The sequence below is a fragment of the Pseudomonas sp. 8 R 14 genome, from assembly GCF_900005955.1.
Taxonomy (GTDB): Bacteria; Pseudomonadota; Gammaproteobacteria; order Pseudomonadales; family Pseudomonadaceae; genus Aquipseudomonas; species Aquipseudomonas marginalis.
In genome coordinates this window covers 55,424-70,370 of sequence record NZ_CVTH01000064.1, presented here as the reverse complement: position 1 = coordinate 70,370, position 14,947 = coordinate 55,424, and the positions used below count along the sequence as shown (strand labels likewise).

At 58.5% G+C, this 14,947-nt stretch carries 15 protein-coding genes and 1 tRNA gene; 9 read left to right on the top strand and 7 right to left on the bottom strand.

Features of this window, described 5'->3' with window-relative positions:
* Nucleotides 1–338: 338 nt before the first annotated feature.
* Nucleotides 339–518, bottom strand: coding sequence for a PA3371 family protein (locus BFQ01_RS17110; protein WP_027607777.1), 180 nt, complete (start codon nucleotides 516–518; stop codon nucleotides 339–341).
* 11 nt (nucleotides 519–529) lie between these two features.
* A complete protein-coding gene (locus tag BFQ01_RS17105) occupies nucleotides 530–760 on the bottom strand; it encodes a hypothetical protein (RefSeq protein WP_065926187.1) in 231 nt (76 codons plus the stop codon).
* Between the two features lie 326 nt (nucleotides 761–1,086).
* Between BFQ01_RS17105 and BFQ01_RS17100 the strand changes: the two genes are divergently transcribed.
* Nucleotides 1,087–1,163, top strand: a tRNA-Arg gene (locus BFQ01_RS17100).
* Between the two features lie 288 nt (nucleotides 1,164–1,451).
* Nucleotides 1,452–2,834 carry an MFS transporter gene (locus BFQ01_RS17095; RefSeq protein WP_065926186.1) on the top strand — a complete coding sequence of 461 codons (1,383 nt, stop codon included), beginning with the start codon at nucleotides 1,452–1,454 and terminating at the stop codon, nucleotides 2,832–2,834.
* Nucleotides 2,835–2,892: 58 nt separating this feature from the next.
* On the opposite strand, the gene BFQ01_RS17090 is transcribed toward BFQ01_RS17095, so the two are convergent.
* The 4 genes from BFQ01_RS17090 to flgA all read right to left on the bottom strand — a co-directional run bounded on the left by BFQ01_RS17090 (nucleotide 2,893) and on the right by flgA (nucleotide 5,487).
* Nucleotides 2,893–3,642: a flagellar brake protein gene (locus BFQ01_RS17090; protein ID WP_065926185.1), complete on the bottom strand. Its 750-nt coding sequence runs from the start codon at nucleotides 3,640–3,642 to the stop codon at nucleotides 2,893–2,895.
* Between the two features lie 96 nt (nucleotides 3,643–3,738).
* Nucleotides 3,739–4,209, bottom strand: coding sequence for a flagella synthesis protein FlgN (locus tag BFQ01_RS17085; RefSeq protein WP_027607781.1), 471 nt, complete (start codon nucleotides 4,207–4,209; stop codon nucleotides 3,739–3,741).
* A gap of 48 nt (nucleotides 4,210–4,257) precedes the next feature.
* Nucleotides 4,258–4,581: a flagellar biosynthesis anti-sigma factor FlgM gene (flgM, locus tag BFQ01_RS17080; protein ID WP_065926184.1), complete on the bottom strand. Its 324-nt coding sequence runs from the start codon at nucleotides 4,579–4,581 to the stop codon at nucleotides 4,258–4,260.
* A gap of 141 nt (nucleotides 4,582–4,722) precedes the next feature.
* Nucleotides 4,723–5,487 (bottom strand): flagellar basal body P-ring formation chaperone FlgA, encoded by a 765-nt coding sequence (gene flgA, locus BFQ01_RS17075; RefSeq protein WP_065926183.1) that lies wholly within the window; start codon nucleotides 5,485–5,487, stop codon nucleotides 4,723–4,725.
* A 93-nt stretch (nucleotides 5,488–5,580) separates the two neighbouring features.
* Here flgA and BFQ01_RS17070 point away from each other — a divergent pair, with 93 nt between their 5' ends.
* The 7 genes from BFQ01_RS17070 (at nucleotide 5,581) to BFQ01_RS17040 (ending at nucleotide 11,824) form a co-directional block, all read left to right on the top strand.
* Nucleotides 5,581–6,513, top strand: coding sequence for a chemotaxis protein CheV (locus BFQ01_RS17070; RefSeq protein WP_027607784.1), 933 nt, complete (start codon nucleotides 5,581–5,583; stop codon nucleotides 6,511–6,513).
* A 41-nt stretch (nucleotides 6,514–6,554) separates the two neighbouring features.
* Nucleotides 6,555–7,382: a protein-glutamate O-methyltransferase CheR gene (gene cheR / locus BFQ01_RS17065; RefSeq protein WP_027607785.1), complete on the top strand. Its 828-nt coding sequence runs from the start codon at nucleotides 6,555–6,557 to the stop codon at nucleotides 7,380–7,382.
* Between the two features lie 242 nt (nucleotides 7,383–7,624).
* On the top strand, nucleotides 7,625–8,032 hold the full coding sequence (flgB, locus tag BFQ01_RS17060) for a flagellar basal body rod protein FlgB (RefSeq protein WP_003175633.1): 408 nt from the start codon (nucleotides 7,625–7,627) through the stop codon (nucleotides 8,030–8,032).
* Between the two features lie 3 nt (nucleotides 8,033–8,035).
* A complete protein-coding gene (gene flgC, locus BFQ01_RS17055) occupies nucleotides 8,036–8,479 on the top strand; it encodes a flagellar basal body rod protein FlgC (RefSeq protein WP_024076985.1) in 444 nt (147 codons plus the stop codon).
* 16 nt (nucleotides 8,480–8,495) lie between these two features.
* Complete coding sequence (flgD, locus tag BFQ01_RS17050; protein ID WP_027607786.1) at nucleotides 8,496–9,221, top strand: flagellar hook assembly protein FlgD; 726 nt, start codon at nucleotides 8,496–8,498, stop codon at nucleotides 9,219–9,221.
* Nucleotides 9,222–9,252: 31 nt separating this feature from the next.
* Nucleotides 9,253–10,557 (top strand): flagellar hook protein FlgE, encoded by a 1,305-nt coding sequence (flgE, locus tag BFQ01_RS17045; RefSeq protein ID WP_065926182.1) that lies wholly within the window; start codon nucleotides 9,253–9,255, stop codon nucleotides 10,555–10,557.
* A 217-nt stretch (nucleotides 10,558–10,774) separates the two neighbouring features.
* Nucleotides 10,775–11,824, top strand: coding sequence for a hypothetical protein (locus BFQ01_RS17040; protein WP_065926181.1), 1,050 nt, complete (start codon nucleotides 10,775–10,777; stop codon nucleotides 11,822–11,824).
* Between the two features lie 79 nt (nucleotides 11,825–11,903).
* Here the strand turns inward: BFQ01_RS17040 and BFQ01_RS17035 are convergent, their stop codons facing one another.
* Complete coding sequence (locus BFQ01_RS17035) at nucleotides 11,904–14,798, bottom strand: ribonucleoside-diphosphate reductase subunit alpha (RefSeq protein ID WP_065926180.1); 2,895 nt, start codon at nucleotides 14,796–14,798, stop codon at nucleotides 11,904–11,906.
* Between the last annotated feature and the right edge of the window lie 149 nt (nucleotides 14,799–14,947).

Here is a 14,947-nt window from a genome sequence, read left to right as displayed (position 1 = left end):
GACAAGACTCACGACCAAAGTTCAACCCGAATTGCAAAGAGGCCGCATCATGCCTCAGATTTGCCAGTTCCTTGGCGTCAATTCTGTGACAAATATTGAACTGCCTAGAGGCTTTATGCCAGCACTCATTTGCATTTTTGCGGACTGGTTGGAAAACTTTTCCATGAGTGATTCCACGATGGAACTTCCCGTAAGTCCAGGCCACCACAGGGTTTGAGGTCGCACATCCTATAGCAAAGTGGCCTTTTGCCCTTAGTTTTAAGACTAGTGGCAATTTGCCGATTTACTAGGACGAGGCGACATAAGGTAGGGGGAGGGCAGTGCAGAGAAGGGAGGGGTCAGCGTAAAACCGGGTCAAATTTGATTCGGCGACCCACGACGAGCGTCAACAGAAGCAGGCCTGCGAAAACGCCGGCGGCGACGAATGCGCTGGTTTGCCCATCCTGGGAGCTTGCACTCAGGCCCATAAGGCCAGTGGCGATGGTCAGGCTCAGGAACAGCCAGGCAAATTTGCTCATGATCAGCGTCCTTAAAAAACCCAGTGTTCAGATGCCGGCGCTGCCTGGGTGCCTTGAGTCAGGCGTACTGGCGCTTGTGCATTCGGTGTCATCACGGCCAGTTGCGGACGTTGTTGCAAGTGGTGGGGGACTGCCTGCTGGCTGATCTGGGCGGGGTCGTTGCTGCCAGTCGATTGAAAGTGGAACATCACCAGTGCAGCCAGGGCGACGGTGTTGAGAGCTAACAGAATGGCACTGTTCATGGTCATGTTCTCCGTTTAACGCACTGGCTGAATGGGGTTTGCAGGAGAACTGTTGCAGGTGTCGTGCCAATGTATTAATTCAATAAAATCAATGGCTTGAGTTTGATTTGGCGGGCTGAAGGATTGCAATTTGCAATGCTGGCATTTTGGGTGGTTGCATTTTGCACGATGAGGCCAGGTGCCCGTATTCGCGGGGCGAAACCGCAATTGCCCGGGCAAGGCTCGGCCTACACTTAAAAAGCCCACGGACGACATGACAAAACCCACCTCGGCCGTTAACATGCACGCCGTCCGTCGCAGTGCCCTTGGCCTGATGGCTGTCATTTGTCCCAGTAGCTCAATTGGATAGAGCATCCCCCTCCTAAGGGGAAGGTTGGCCGTTCGAACCGGCCCTGGGACACCAGATTCGTAGCCCATAGAGAAAGCCCCGTACAGAACCTCCTGGCGGGGCTTTTTTGTGCGTGCTCGATCTTTTTGCACGCAGGTCGAACCTTGCCGCCGATCAAGGTTCACAGCAGGTGCCGTGATGTATTTGTCGCAACCATGTACCTTGCGCGCCATCCGACAGCGTCTGAGCTGTTAAGCAAAATAATCCCCGGAAACAGCGCATGTTGCCTGTCCGGACCCGGTCACCCCGGACTATCATGCCGATAGCCCTGTCTCTCACCGCAAGGAGCCGCTCGGAACGCCGATGCGCCAGATCTGGAAATCTTTTCGAGCCCTTTATTTCGCCTCCTTGATGATGCTGATTGGCTCCGGCCTGCTCAGTACCTACCTGGCCTTGCGCCTGGCGGCCGACCATGTCGACAGCCTTTGGGTGGGTGCGCTGATGGCGGCCAACTACTTTGGCCTGGTACTGGGCGGCAAGATCGGGCATCGCCTGATTGCCCGGGTCGGGCATATCCGCGCCTATGCCACCTGTGCCGGGATTGTCGGTGCGGCGGTGCTGGGCCATGGCCTGGTCGATTGGCTGCCGGCCTGGATTGTGCTGCGGATAATCGTGGGCCTGGGGATGATGTGCCAGTACATGGTCATCGAGAGCTGGCTCAATGAGCAGGCAGATGCCAAGCAGCGTGGCGTAGTGTTCAGCGGTTATATGATCGCCTCCTACCTGGGTCTGGTATTGGGCCAGTTGATACTGGTGATGCATCCCCAGCTTGGCCTTGAGCTGCTGATGCTGGTGGCGCTGTGCTTCGCCCTGTGCCTGGTGCCGGTGGCCATGACCCGGCGCATTCACCCGGCGGCCTTGCATCCTGCGCCGATGGAGCCGCGCTTCTTTATCAAGCGCGTGCCGCAGTCGTTGAGTACGGTGTTGGGGGCGGGGTTGATCGTCGGGTCGTTCTACGGCCTGGCGCCGCTGTATGCCTCCCAGCAAGGGCTGAGCACCGAACAGGTGGGTCTGTTCATGGGTAGCTGCATTTTTGCCGGGTTGCTGGTGCAATGGCCCCTGGGCTGGTTGTCGGATCGTTATGATCGCGCGCTGCTGATCCGCTGCTTTGCCTTGTGCCTGGCGGTGGCGGCACTGCCGTTGGCAATCATGACCCAGGTGCCGCTGGAGGTGCTGTTCGTGGCGGGCTTCCTGTGTTCTCTCGTGCAGTTTTGCCTGTATCCCTTGGCGGTGGCGTTTTCCAACGACCATGTGGAAGGGGATCGCCGGGTATCGCTGACGGCCATGCTGCTGGTGACCTACGGTATCGGCGCCAGCGTCGGGCCGTTGCTGGCGGGTGTGGTGATGAAGCTGTTCGGCAGCCAGATGCTGTATGCGTTTTTCAGTCTGTGCGCGCTGATCCTGGTGTGGCGAATCCGGCCTAAGGCGGTGACCAATCTGCACCAGGTGGAAGATGCCCCCCTGCATCACGTGGCAATGCCCGACAGTATGTCGAGTTCACCGCTGGTGGCGGCGCTGGACCCGCGGGTCGACGAGCAGGTGGTGCAGGAGCAGATGCAGACTGTCCCTGATCCCGAGCCGCAGGTCGATCCGGAGCCGCCGGTGGATGAGCCCGTCTTCGAAGGGCCACCTGAGCCCCTGGGGCCGGACGAGCATCCTCACGAATTGAGCAGGGCGCGCCCCTGAAAATAAAAACGGGCAGATCCCAAAGGGTCTGCCCGTTTTTTTCTGCGATCGTTAAGGATCAAAAATCGTCGTCTTTGTCGAACCGTCGTGCTTCACGCTGCAGCTGGTACACAAAGCGCTCGACCTGGCGTTGCACCAAACCACTCATGTTGTGGAAGCGCACGCCGGCAAAGGTCGTGTTGATTCTTTCTTCGAAGTGCAGGTATCGCAGTTCGACGGCGGTGGTCATGCTGCCAAACGGCAGGGCTGCGATAAAACGGTCGTAGACCTGGCCCAGTTGCAGGCGCTCGGAAATATCCCCTTCAAAACGCAATTTGCAGCCGGTGGCGGAAATATCCAGCAGTTTGCCGTTGACCGGCAGCTGAAGTTTCTCGCCGCCCAGCTCGATATTCACCAGTTGCGCCAGCTTCAACGCGGCGCGGAAGGCATTGCGGCGCTGATGGTAGACCACCTCGTCCGGCAGGCTGCCGGTGTAGATACGGTGGCCGCCTTTTTCGCTGATGGTCAGGGTGCCTTTGCTTTCCCAGGCGACGCGTACGCCATCATGGAAACCTTCGATGCGAAAGGGTTCGCCGTTTTCGAGGTGGCGCTCGCCGTCGCGGGGGATCATTTCGTCCAGCGCCAGCATGTTGCTGTCGCGGTTGACGTCCACCAGGTAGCTCTGGAAGCGCTGGCTGCGTTCGTGGAAAGTGATGATCAGCGGATCATGGCTGTCTTGCAGCATCCGCAAGGTGCCGGCGATTTCCAGAGGCGTGGTGAGGACCTTGGGTGGCTGCGGGGCATCTTCCGCATTAAGGGCGTTGAACACGGTTCTTCCATCTCCAGACAAAATACGACTACACGCAAGAACCGGCATTTTGCCAGCATGTGGCGCGCCTTGGATAGGGCGCGCTGTAAACCGGTGTCAGGCTTGGCTGCGGGTGCTTGGCTTGACCAGGCGCGAGGTGGAGCCCTGGGCGTTATAGAGTGCCGGAGGCTCTCCGCCGTGGAGTATACGCAACTGGTTGGCGGTCGTGGCTTGCTGAAGCTGGATCGACTGACCGTTAAGCAGGTTGGCTTCCTGGCACTGGGCGAGCAATTGGTTGAGTTCTTTGCTCTGGGCCAGCAGTTGATCGCCGACCGAGGAGTGGCTGGCCAACTGCGCCAGGCCGTCGTGGTCTGCCGGCAGGCCGAGGCTGATGAGGATCTGGCTGCGTTTTTTGCCGTGCTGTTCCAGCAGGACGATCAACGACTGCTTGCGTGCCAGAATTTCTTCCAGCAGCGGCATGTCCCGGCCATAGAGGGCCAGTGATTCTTCTTTGAGCAGCTCGAGCAATTGTTGCGTCGGCGCTAGATCATCAATGATCAGTTGAAGCAAATGTTCGTCGTGATGCATGGCTGGCCTTGGGTTTTAAGCGTCCAAAAGCCCTGCGCAGGCCTTTGCCTAGCGCTCGGCTTCGAAGTTAAGCAGCTTGCTGGCTACACGGTTGCTGTCGACTTTATAGCTGCCATCGGCGATCGCCTGTTTCAATTCGGCCACGCGGGCTTTATTGACGACCGGTTGATCGCGCAGCGAGTCAGTGACCTTCTGCAACTGTTGAGCCTCATTGCTCAGGTGTACGGATTCCCCGCTCTGGCTGGCACTGGCCTGTTCTGCCTTGGCGGGCAGTGCAGGGGCTTTGGCTTCTACGCTGTCCTTGGGACTGGTGGTGCGCGTAGTGCCTGACGTCGTCGGGGTGTTATTCAAACGGCTGAAATCGATGACCATGATAAAAAAACCTCTGGGTATTTGGACGCTTGCCATGTTTTCGGCCATACCCGGACAAACTTTAGGCGCGAATGACAATAAATCTCCGCACGGGGCCTCTCGTGCACAGTGTAGGAAAACCCAGCGTCCTGTACCAGTAATCTATAAAGCGACCTCGACTTGCCCTGGGGCTGTCACCCGCGCCTTGATCACGCGGTTGGAGTTGAGGTTCTTGACGCGAATCTGTTCGCTCATGCCGCCGTTGGACAGCGCTTCGCCCGGCATTTTCACATTCAAGCCGCCGCTGCTCGCGGAAATCACCACCTGGTCGCCCTTGCGGATGACCTCGGCCTGTTCCAGGTGCACCAGGGTAATCACTTGATCGGTGACCACTGGTCGGGTCAATCTTTGCCCGATGGCCTGGTCCAGGGATGTCAGGTAGCCCTGGCTGATCTGGCTGATGTCGCGCTCACGCAGTACGACGTCCTCGAAATCGATGATGCCCGTGCGCTTCAGCGGGCGGGCAACCACCACCACGTCACGGAACAATTTGACCTGGGCCGGTACGAACACGGTCCAGGGCGAGGCGCCTTCGCAGCGGACCTTTACCGTTACGCGCCCGATGGGTTGGGCGGGACTTTCCAGGGTTGCTGTCAATTCCTTGTCGCACATCGGCATGCGCAGACGCGGGTCCAACTGGTTGACCTGGATTTCATAACGCCCCGGCGTCTGTGTGGTTGCCAGATAATCTTCTACAGTGAACTCAAGAAAGCCTTGAGTGACGCCGATAAGTAGATCAGGCAAGGTGACGTTCTCTGCACGGGCCGTGGTGCCCAGGCTGAAGGCAAGCAGCGCCAGCGGTACGCAGAGCAATCTGCAAAACCGTGTCAGGTGAAGGCGTCGGGAAACTGTCGTTTTAATGTCCATAATTCAACAAATAGCAAAGCTCGTGCCGTTTTAGTGTTGGGGGCGCGCCGCCCTTGTAGGTATAGCCAAAGGTTTTAGCGTAGGAGTCATGGCATGGCAGGAGTAATGGATTCAGTAAACCAGCGCACACAGCTGGTAGGGCAGAATCGCCTGGAGTTGCTGCTGTTTCGCCTGGATGGCAAGCAGCTGTATGGCATCAACGTATTCAAGGTGCGGGAAGTGCTGCAATGTCCCAAGCTGACGATCATGCCCAAGTCCAGTCCGGTGGTGTGCGGTGTGGCGAATATTCGTGGTGCGACTATCCCGATTCTTGACCTGGCCCTGGCCACCGGTTCGGCTGGCCTGCAGGATCGCGAGAACCCGTTCGTGATCATTACCGAGTACAACACCAAGACCCAGGGTTTCCTGGTGCGCTCGGTGGAACGCATCGTCAACATGAACTGGGAAGAGATCCATCCGCCGCCCAAGGGCACTGGTCGCGATCACTACCTCACGGCGGTGACGCGGGTCGATAACCAGTTGGTGGAGATCATCGACGTGGAGAAGATCCTCGCCGAAGTGGCGCCCACCTCGGAGTCGATTTCCGTGGGTGTGGTCGACGCCGAAACGGCCCACAAGGCGGTCTCGCTGCGTGTGCTGACGGTGGATGACTCCTCGGTGGCGCGCAAACAGGTGACTCGCTGCCTGCAAACCGTCGGCGTGGACGTTGTCGCCCTCAATGACGGGCGCCAGGCGTTGGATTACCTGCGTAAGCTGGTGGATGAAGGCAAGAAGCCGGAAGAAGAATTCTTGATGATGATCTCTGACATCGAGATGCCGGAAATGGACGGCTATACCCTCACTGCTGAGATACGCAGCGATCCACGCATGCAAAAACTGCATATCATCCTGCATACTTCGTTGTCGGGCGTATTCAATCAGGCGATGGTCAAGAAAGTCGGTGCCGATGACTTCCTGGCCAAATTCCGCCCTGATGACCTGGCATCCCGGGTAGTCGACCGGATCAAGGCAGCAGATCACGGCTAGGGTTTTCCCCTGGCGGTCATACGATTTTAGAGGCGGTATCAGTGTCTACGGGTAATTTGGATTTTGAACAGTTCCGGGTCTTCCTGGAAAAAGCCTGTGGCATATTGCTCGGTGAAAACAAGCAATACCTGGTATCCAGCCGTCTTAACAAACTGATGGAGCAGCAGGGCATCAAGTCCCTGGGCGAGTTGGTTCAACGGATCCAGGGCCAGCCGCGCAGTGGCCTCAAAGAGATGGTGGTCGATGCCATGACCACCAACGAAACCCTATGGTTTCGCGATACCTACCCCTTTGAAGTGCTCAAGAGCAAAGTGCTGCCGGAGGCCATCAAGGCCAGCCCGGGCCAGCGCCTGCGTATCTGGTCGGCCGCCTGCTCTTCGGGTCAGGAACCGTACTCGATTTCGATGTCCATCGATGAGTTCGAGCGGACCAACATGGGCCAGCTTAAAGCCGGGGCGCAGATCGTCGCCACCGACCTGTCCGGCACCATGCTCACCAATTGCAAGACCGGCGAGTACGACAGTCTGGCCCTGGGCCGTGGCTTGTCCCAGGAACGCCTGCAACGTTACTTCGACCCGAAAGGGGCAGGGCGTTGGGCGGTCAAGGCGCCGATCAAGAACCGTGTTGAGTTTCGCTCGTTCAACCTGCTCGACAGCTACGCCAGCCTGGGCAAGTTCGACATGGTGTTCTGCCGCAACGTGCTGATCTACTTCTCGGCCGAGGTGAAGAAAGACATCCTGTTGCGCATCCACGGCACCCTCAAGCGTGGCGGCTACCTGTTTCTCGGTGCATCCGAGGCGCTCAATGGTTTGCCGGATCACTTCCAGATGGTGCAATGCAGCCCTGGGATCATCTACCAGGCTAAATAATCAGGCCACATAATAATATGGGAGGGGGCTTGCCCCCTCCCATATTTGTTTCTGCGGCAAAGTTAAAGAAAGCGGCAACTCCCCATTGCCGCTTTACTGGCGCCACGCGGAAACCCGTTGCCGCTTTTCTGGCATTGCCGCCGGCAAGCTCCTCGCAACCCCTTGATTTACGGGGGTATCAGATATTGGCATGCGCCTTGCTATAACCCTGTTAACAGCAGGTCAGCCTAAAGGTTTCCGCCATGAGCATCAGCTTCGATAAAGCGCTCGGTATCCACGAACAAGCCCTGGGCTTCCGCGCCCAGCGTGCCGAAGTCCTGGCCAACAACATTGCCAACGCCGACACCCCGAACTACAAGGCTCGGGACCTGGATTTTTCCGCCGTGCTCGCCGCACAGCAGGACAAGACCAAGAACGGCACCTTCGCCTTGAACATGACCAACAGCCGTCATATCGAAGCGCAAGGCCTGAGCAGTGGTGACGAGTCGCTGCTGTATCGCACGCCGATGCAGCCGTCGATCGACCAGAACACCGTCGACGCCCAGCTGGAGCAATCGGCCTATGCCGAGAACTCGGTGAACTTTCAGGCCAGCTTTACCCTGCTCAACAGTAAATTCAAAGGGCTGATGTCAGCCCTGCGTGGAGAGTAAGCCATGTCCCTGTCCAGTGTTTTCAATATTGCCGGCAGTGGCATGAGCGCGCAGACCACGCGCTTGAACACCGTCGCCAGTAACATCGCCAACGCCGAGACCGTGTCTTCGAGCATCGACCAGACCTACCGCGCCCGTCACCCGGTGTTCGCCACCATGTTCCAGGGCGGCCAGAGCGGTGGCAGCGATTCGCTGTTCCAGAACCAGGACGCCGCCGGCCAGGGCGTGCAGGTCCTCGGTGTGGTCGAAGACCAGAGCAACCTCGAGGCCCGTTACGAGCCGAACCATCCTGCCGCGAACGAAAAGGGTTATGTCTATTACCCCAACGTCAACGTGGTCGAGGAAATGGCAGACATGATCTCCGCCAGCCGCTCGTTCCAGACCAACGCGGAAATGATGAACACCGCCAAAACCATGATGCAGAAGGTCCTGACCTTGGGTCAGTGATAAGGGGCGCCAAATAATGGCCATCGTTGATACCACGACCAACACGGCAGTCCAGGACCTTTTCAACTCCAAGGTCAAGACCGCCACCGACAACACCACCGTCGCCGACGCTACCAAGACGGCGACGGGCAGCCAGTCCCTGGGCAAGGATGCGTTCCTGCAACTGCTGGTGACCCAACTGAAAAACCAGAACCCGCTGTCGCCTCAGGACAACGGTGCGTTCGTGGCCCAGCTGGCGCAATTCAGCAGCCTGGAAGGCATCAACACCCTGAACGACTCGGTCAATGCGATCTCCAGTAACTTCAGCTCGTCGCAGGCGCTGCAGGCTTCGTCGCTGGTGGGGCGCTCGATCATTACCCAGACCAACAAGGCCTTGGTGGACACGAGCAAGAGCATGACCGGTTCGGTGGCGGTGACTGCGGCGACGGGCAACGTCTCGATCAAGATCTCCGATAAAGACGGCAACGTGGTGCGCACTATCGATATGGGTGCCCAAAGCGCGGGTTCGTCAGACTTTATCTGGGATGGCAAGAACGAGAACGGTGAGGTCGCCCCGGCCGGCACCTACACCTTCGCGGCGACGACCAAGAACGACAAGGGTGAGTCGGTGGCCATGGCGACTTCGTTGCCGGCAACGGTGACCAGCGTGACGTTGAGCAAGACCGGCGGCGAAATGCTGCTGAACCTTGCAGGTGGCATGGGCAGCGTCAAGCTGTCGCAAATTCAGACTATCGGTACATAGAGCCGGCTAAATACGGCAGAGGGAGAGAAACATGTCTTTTAATATCGGCCTTAGCGGCCTCTATGCGGCCAACAAACAACTGGACGTAACCGGCAACAACATTGCCAACGTTGCGACCACTGGCTTCAAGTCGTCCCGTGCGGAATTCGCGGATATCTACGCCGCGTCCAAACTGGGCACCGGCCAGAACAGCATCGGCAACGGTGTGAACCTGGCAGCGGTGTCCCAACAGTTCACCCAGGGTGACGTCAACAACAGCGGCGGCGTGCTGGACATGGCGATCCAGGGCGGTGGCTTCTTCGTGCAGAAGGGCAGCGATGGCTCGCTGGAATACACCCGTAGCGGTGCCTTCCGTGCCGACAAAGACGGCTATATCACCAACAACACCGGTACCTCGCGCCTGCAGGGCTACGCGGCAGATGACGACGGCAAGATCATCAAAGGCGGCTTGACCGACCTGCAATTGAACCTGTCGTACCTGCCACCGAAGGCGTCCACCAAAGTGGACTCCACCAGTAACCTGAACTCGTCGGAGCCGGTGATCAACCAGACCACCAAGCCGTTCGACCCGACCGACACCACCACTTTCACCACCCAGTACAGCACCACCCTCTATGACTCCCAGGGCAACTCCCACGAGATGGTGCAGTACATGGTGAAAACCGACGCCAACCAGTGGAGTTCCTACACGCTGATTGACGGTCGTAACCTGGATGGCTCCAAGCCTACCACCACCGGTACTACTGCTCCCGTGCCGTCGATATTGAGCTTTGACGGTGCAGGTAAACTGACGGGTATCAGCACCGGTGGTGTGGCGGGCACGACCCTGACGCTCACCGGTTGGATCCCGGGCTCGGTGACCAACGGCGTATGGACGGCTAACAAGGCTACAGCGCCAAACATTGCCGTCAACATGGCTAATATCACCCAGTACAACTCCGCCAGTTACCGCAACCCGCCGACCACCGATGGTTACGCCACTGGCCAGATCACCGGCCTGAAAATCGACGGCAATGGCGTAATGTTCGCCACGTTCAGCAACCAGCAGAGCAAGGCCATCGGCCAGATCTCCCTGGCCAGCTTCAACAACGAGCAAGGCTTGCAGCCCTCGGGCGGCACCACCTGGAGAGAGACCTTCGCCTCGGGCCAGCCGGGTTACGATGCCCCGCAATCCGGTACCCTGGGTTCGATCGTGGCCAACTCCCTGGAGAACTCCAACGTCAACCTGACCAACGAGTTGGTGGACCTGATCAAGGCCCAGAGCAACTACCAGGCGAACGCCAAGACCATCTCCACCCAGAGCACCATCATGCAGACCATCATTCAGATGACCTGATGCGGTAGCGCTCCACAAGAAGCCCCTCGTAAGAGGGGTTTTTTTTTGAGTGTGGGAAAAGGCCTCTAGACGCTGCGGGTTACGCGTTGAAATGCATGGAGAGGAACACTCCATTCCTGCCTTGCCACTGATTGGTCCAGAGCCTGCAGGCTCATCAATCAATGGAGGGGTGAAGATGTGGAGTTCAAGAGTGTCCGCATCAGGCGGTGGGCGCGTAATGTTCGTGCCCGGTATTGCTTCAGGGAAGTCGACTCCCGTCGAGTCTGGGGCTGAAGTGTCGAGGGTCAAACAGTTGCTCAACGGGCTGTTTGATGCAGGGCAAGGCTCAAAAAAACAATTGGCTCAGGATTTGCGCGACAAGCTGAAGGATCTTCGCGAGGAACGGGGTAGCGAAAAATTCAAGGAGGCACTTAGCAAACTGATTGACGAAGCTGAGGGCGGTTTTCTTGAGTTTCTCAGGCGGCTGCTGAAGGAGTGGTTCCCTGAAGAGGGTGGCGGTGTGGCACCGCCCTCTCCCTCTCCATCGCCAGGTGGTGGTGGTGGTGGTGGTGGCAGGAGCGTTAATTCGAAAGACTTTGGCACCCTGGAGTCCATGACTAACAAGCCCTTTACCGAAGGGGCTCGTTTCAACGACTACAAGATAGACAAAAGCAATCCTGGGAAAGCACCGGGCATGGGCAGAGAGGCTGGCAACATCTGGTCGGGTTTCAAGCAGGGGCCAGATGGAAATTGCACCACGGTTGCAGCAATTAAAGCTGCAATGATGAAGTTTGGTCAGAAGCCCACTGATATTTTCAAAGACGTGAAAGCAGCTGGCGATGGTTGGGATGTTCAAATGCGAGATGGATTTCGGCTTCATTTGAGCAAGGGCGAATTGCAGCAGGCGGCACAGCAGGCCCGTTTCATGGGCGATGATCCGGCCATGATGACCGACGCCAACTTTTTATACGCAGCCTGTGCCAAGCGGGCCCAAATAGAGGGCCATAAGGGGCCGCTTAATGGTAACGACCACAATGCTCAGAGAAGCTATCGGGATGCGTTGGCAAGCTTGAACGACGGTGAAATGCTGAATGAGGGGTTGGATCGTTTGGGGTTGAAAGGCTTGTACCGGCAATCTTCAAGCGGTGAGCTGGCGGGTGGTGTATTGGGCGTCGTGGCCTACGGCGGCCATGCGATGGCGGTGATTGGAGGGCAGATCGAGTTGTGGGGAGGGCGAGGTGGCCGGCCGCGGATGGAGGAGCAACGGCAGGCATACGCATTTTTATAGGATGATCGGCAGGAGGGCTGTGCTCACAGAACAAAGCCCGTTAACTTTTCAGTTAACGGGCTTTCAACAGTCACTCAGCTTATTGACAAGCTTCGCAATCCGGCTCGTCGATCGCGCAGGCCTTTGGCACTGGCGCCGGGCCGGCAGGCGCGGCGAGCACCGAATCATCACCGTGGTTACCGCTGGACACAGCGTTCAGCTTACCGGTGTTGATGGTCGACTTCTCGGTGCTGGTCGCGGCCAGGGCACGGAGGTAGTAAGTGGTTTTCAGGCCACGGTACCAGGCCATGCGGTAGGTCACGTCGAGCTTCTTGCCCGATGCGCCGGCGATGTACAGGTTCAGGGACTGAGCCTGGTCGATCCACTTCTGGCGACGGCTGGCGGCATCGACGATCCACTTGGTGTCCACTTCGAAGGCGGTCGCGTAGAGCTCTTTGAGTTCCAGCGGGATGCGTTCGATCTGCTGCACGGAACCGTCGTAGTACTTCAGGTCGTTGATCATGACCGAGTCCCACAGGCCGCGGGCTTTCAGGTCGCGGACCAGGTACGGGTTGATCACGGTGAATTCGCCCGACAGGTTCGATTTCACATACAGGTTCTGGTAGGTCGGTTCGATCGACTGCGATACGCCCGTGATGTTGGCGATGGTCGCGGTCGGTGCGATGGCCATGATGTTGGAGTTACGGATGCCTTTCTGCACACGGGCACGTACCGGTGCCCAGTCCAGGGATTCGTTCAGGTCAACGTCGATGTATTTCTGGCCGCGCTGCTCGATCAGGATCTGTTGCGAATCCAGCGGCAGGATGCCCTTGGACCACAGCGAACCCTGGAATGTCTCGTAGGCGCCGCGCTCGTCGGCCAGGTCGCAGGAAGCCTGGATCGCATAGTAGCTGACCGCTTCCATGGACTTGTCGGCGAACTCGACCGCAGCGTCCGAACCGTAGGGAATGTGCTGCAGGTACAGTGCGTCCTGGAAGCCCATGATGCCGAGGCCGACCGGACGGTGCTTGAAGTTGGAGTTCTGCGCCTGTGGCACCGAGTAGTAGTTGATGTCGATCACGTTATCGAGCATACGTACGGCGGTGTTGACGGTGCGTTCCAGTTTGGCGGTGTCCAGCTTGCCGTTGACGATGTGGTTCGGCAGGTTGATCGAGCCCAGGTTGCAAACGGCGATCTCGTCCTTGTTGGTGTTCAAGGTGATCTCGGTGCACAGGTTCGAGCTGTGGACCACGCCCACGTGCTGCTGCGGGCTGCGCAGGTTGCAAGGGTCCTTGAAGGTCAGCCATGGGTGGCCGGTTTCGAACAGCATGGACAGCATCTTGCGCCACAGGTCCTTGGCCTGGATGGTCTTGAACAGCTTGACCTTGCCTGGGTATTCGGTGAGGGCTTCGTAGTACTCGTAGCGCTCTTCGAAGGCCTTGCCGGTCAGGTCGTGCAGGTCCGGCACTTCGGATGGCGAGAACAGGGTCCACTTGCCGTCATCGAAGACGCGCTTCATGAACAGGTCAGGGATCCAGTTGGCGGTGTTCATGTCGTGGGTACGACGACGGTCATCACCGGTGTTCTTGCGCAGCTCGATGAACTCTTCAATGTCCATGTGCCAGGTTTCCAGGTAGGCACACACGGCGCCTTTGCGTTTGCCGCCCTGGTTGACCGCTACGGCGGTGTCGTTCACGACTTTCAGGAACGGTACGACGCCCTGGGACTTGCCGTTGGTGCCCTTGATGTACGAACCCAGTGCGCGCACTGGTGTCCAGTCGTTGCCCAGGCCACCGGCGAATTTGGACAACATGGCGTTGTCGTGGATCGCGTGGTAGATGCCCGACAGGTCATCCGGCACGGTGGTCAGGTAGCAGCTCGACAGCTGTGGACGCAGGGTACCGGCGTTGAACAGGGTCGGAGTGGACGACATGTAGTCGAAGGACGACAGCAGGTTGTAGAACTCGATCGCACGGTCTTCCTTGTGCTTCTCTTCGATCGCCAGGCCCATGGCCACGCGCATGAAGAACACTTGCGGCAGTTCGAAGCGGATCCCGTCCTTGTGGATGAAGTAACGGTCGTACAAAGTTTGCAGGCCCAGGTAGGTGAACTGCTGGTCGCGCTCGTGATTGATCGCCTTGCCGAGTTTTTCCAGGTCGAAAGTGGCCAGGATCGGGTTCAGCAATTCGAATTCGATACCTTTGGCGATATAGGCAGGCAGCGCCTTGGCGTACAGGTCGGCCATCTCGTGGTGGGTGGCGCTGTCGGCCACGCCCAGGAAGCCCAGGCCTTCGGCACGCAGGGTGTCCATCAGCAGGCGCGCGGTCACGAACGAGTAGTTCGGCTCGCGTTCAACCAGGGTACGGGCGGTCATCACCAAGGCGGTGTTGACGTCGGTCAGGGCCACGCCGTCGTACAGGTTCTTCAGGGTTTCGCGCTGGATCAGGTCACCGTCGACTTCTTCCAGGCCTTCGCAGGCCTCGGTGATGATGGTGTTCAGGCGGCCCAGGTCCAGCGGGGCGAAGCTGCCGTCGGCCAGGGTGATGCGGATCGACGGGTGCGCTTGCACGGCGGCTTCTTCGGCCGGGGTGCGGACGGCACGTTCCTTGGCGCGCGAATCGCGGTAGATCACGTAGTCGCGGGCCACTTTCTGCTCGCCGGCACGCATCAGGGCCAGTTCGACCTGGTCCTGGATTTCTTCGATGTGGATGGTGCCGCCCGACGGCATGCGACGCTTGAAGGTCGCGGTGACCTGTTCGGTCAGGCGGGCAACGGTGTCGTGGATGCGCGACGAGGCAGCAGCGGTGCCGCCTTCAACTGCAAGAAACGCTTTGGTGATGGCGACGGTGATTTTGTCATCGGTGTAAGGAACGACAGTCCCGTTACGCTTGATCACGCGCAATTGGCCAGGTGCAGTGGCGGACAGATCCATATTCGAATCAGCGGCCTGCGGCACGGAGCCTTGCGGGTTCTCGCGAGTTGTGTCGGTTTGCATGGGGGGTTGTCTCCACATTTCTATATTTATTTGGGCACCATCACGGTGCCCACCGTTCCGTCCTGAAGCACTTACAGCAGGCCTGGGCCTGGCATAACAACTTCGGGACAGGAGGAAGGGAGCTGATCGCGCCGCTTCCATGCCGAAGT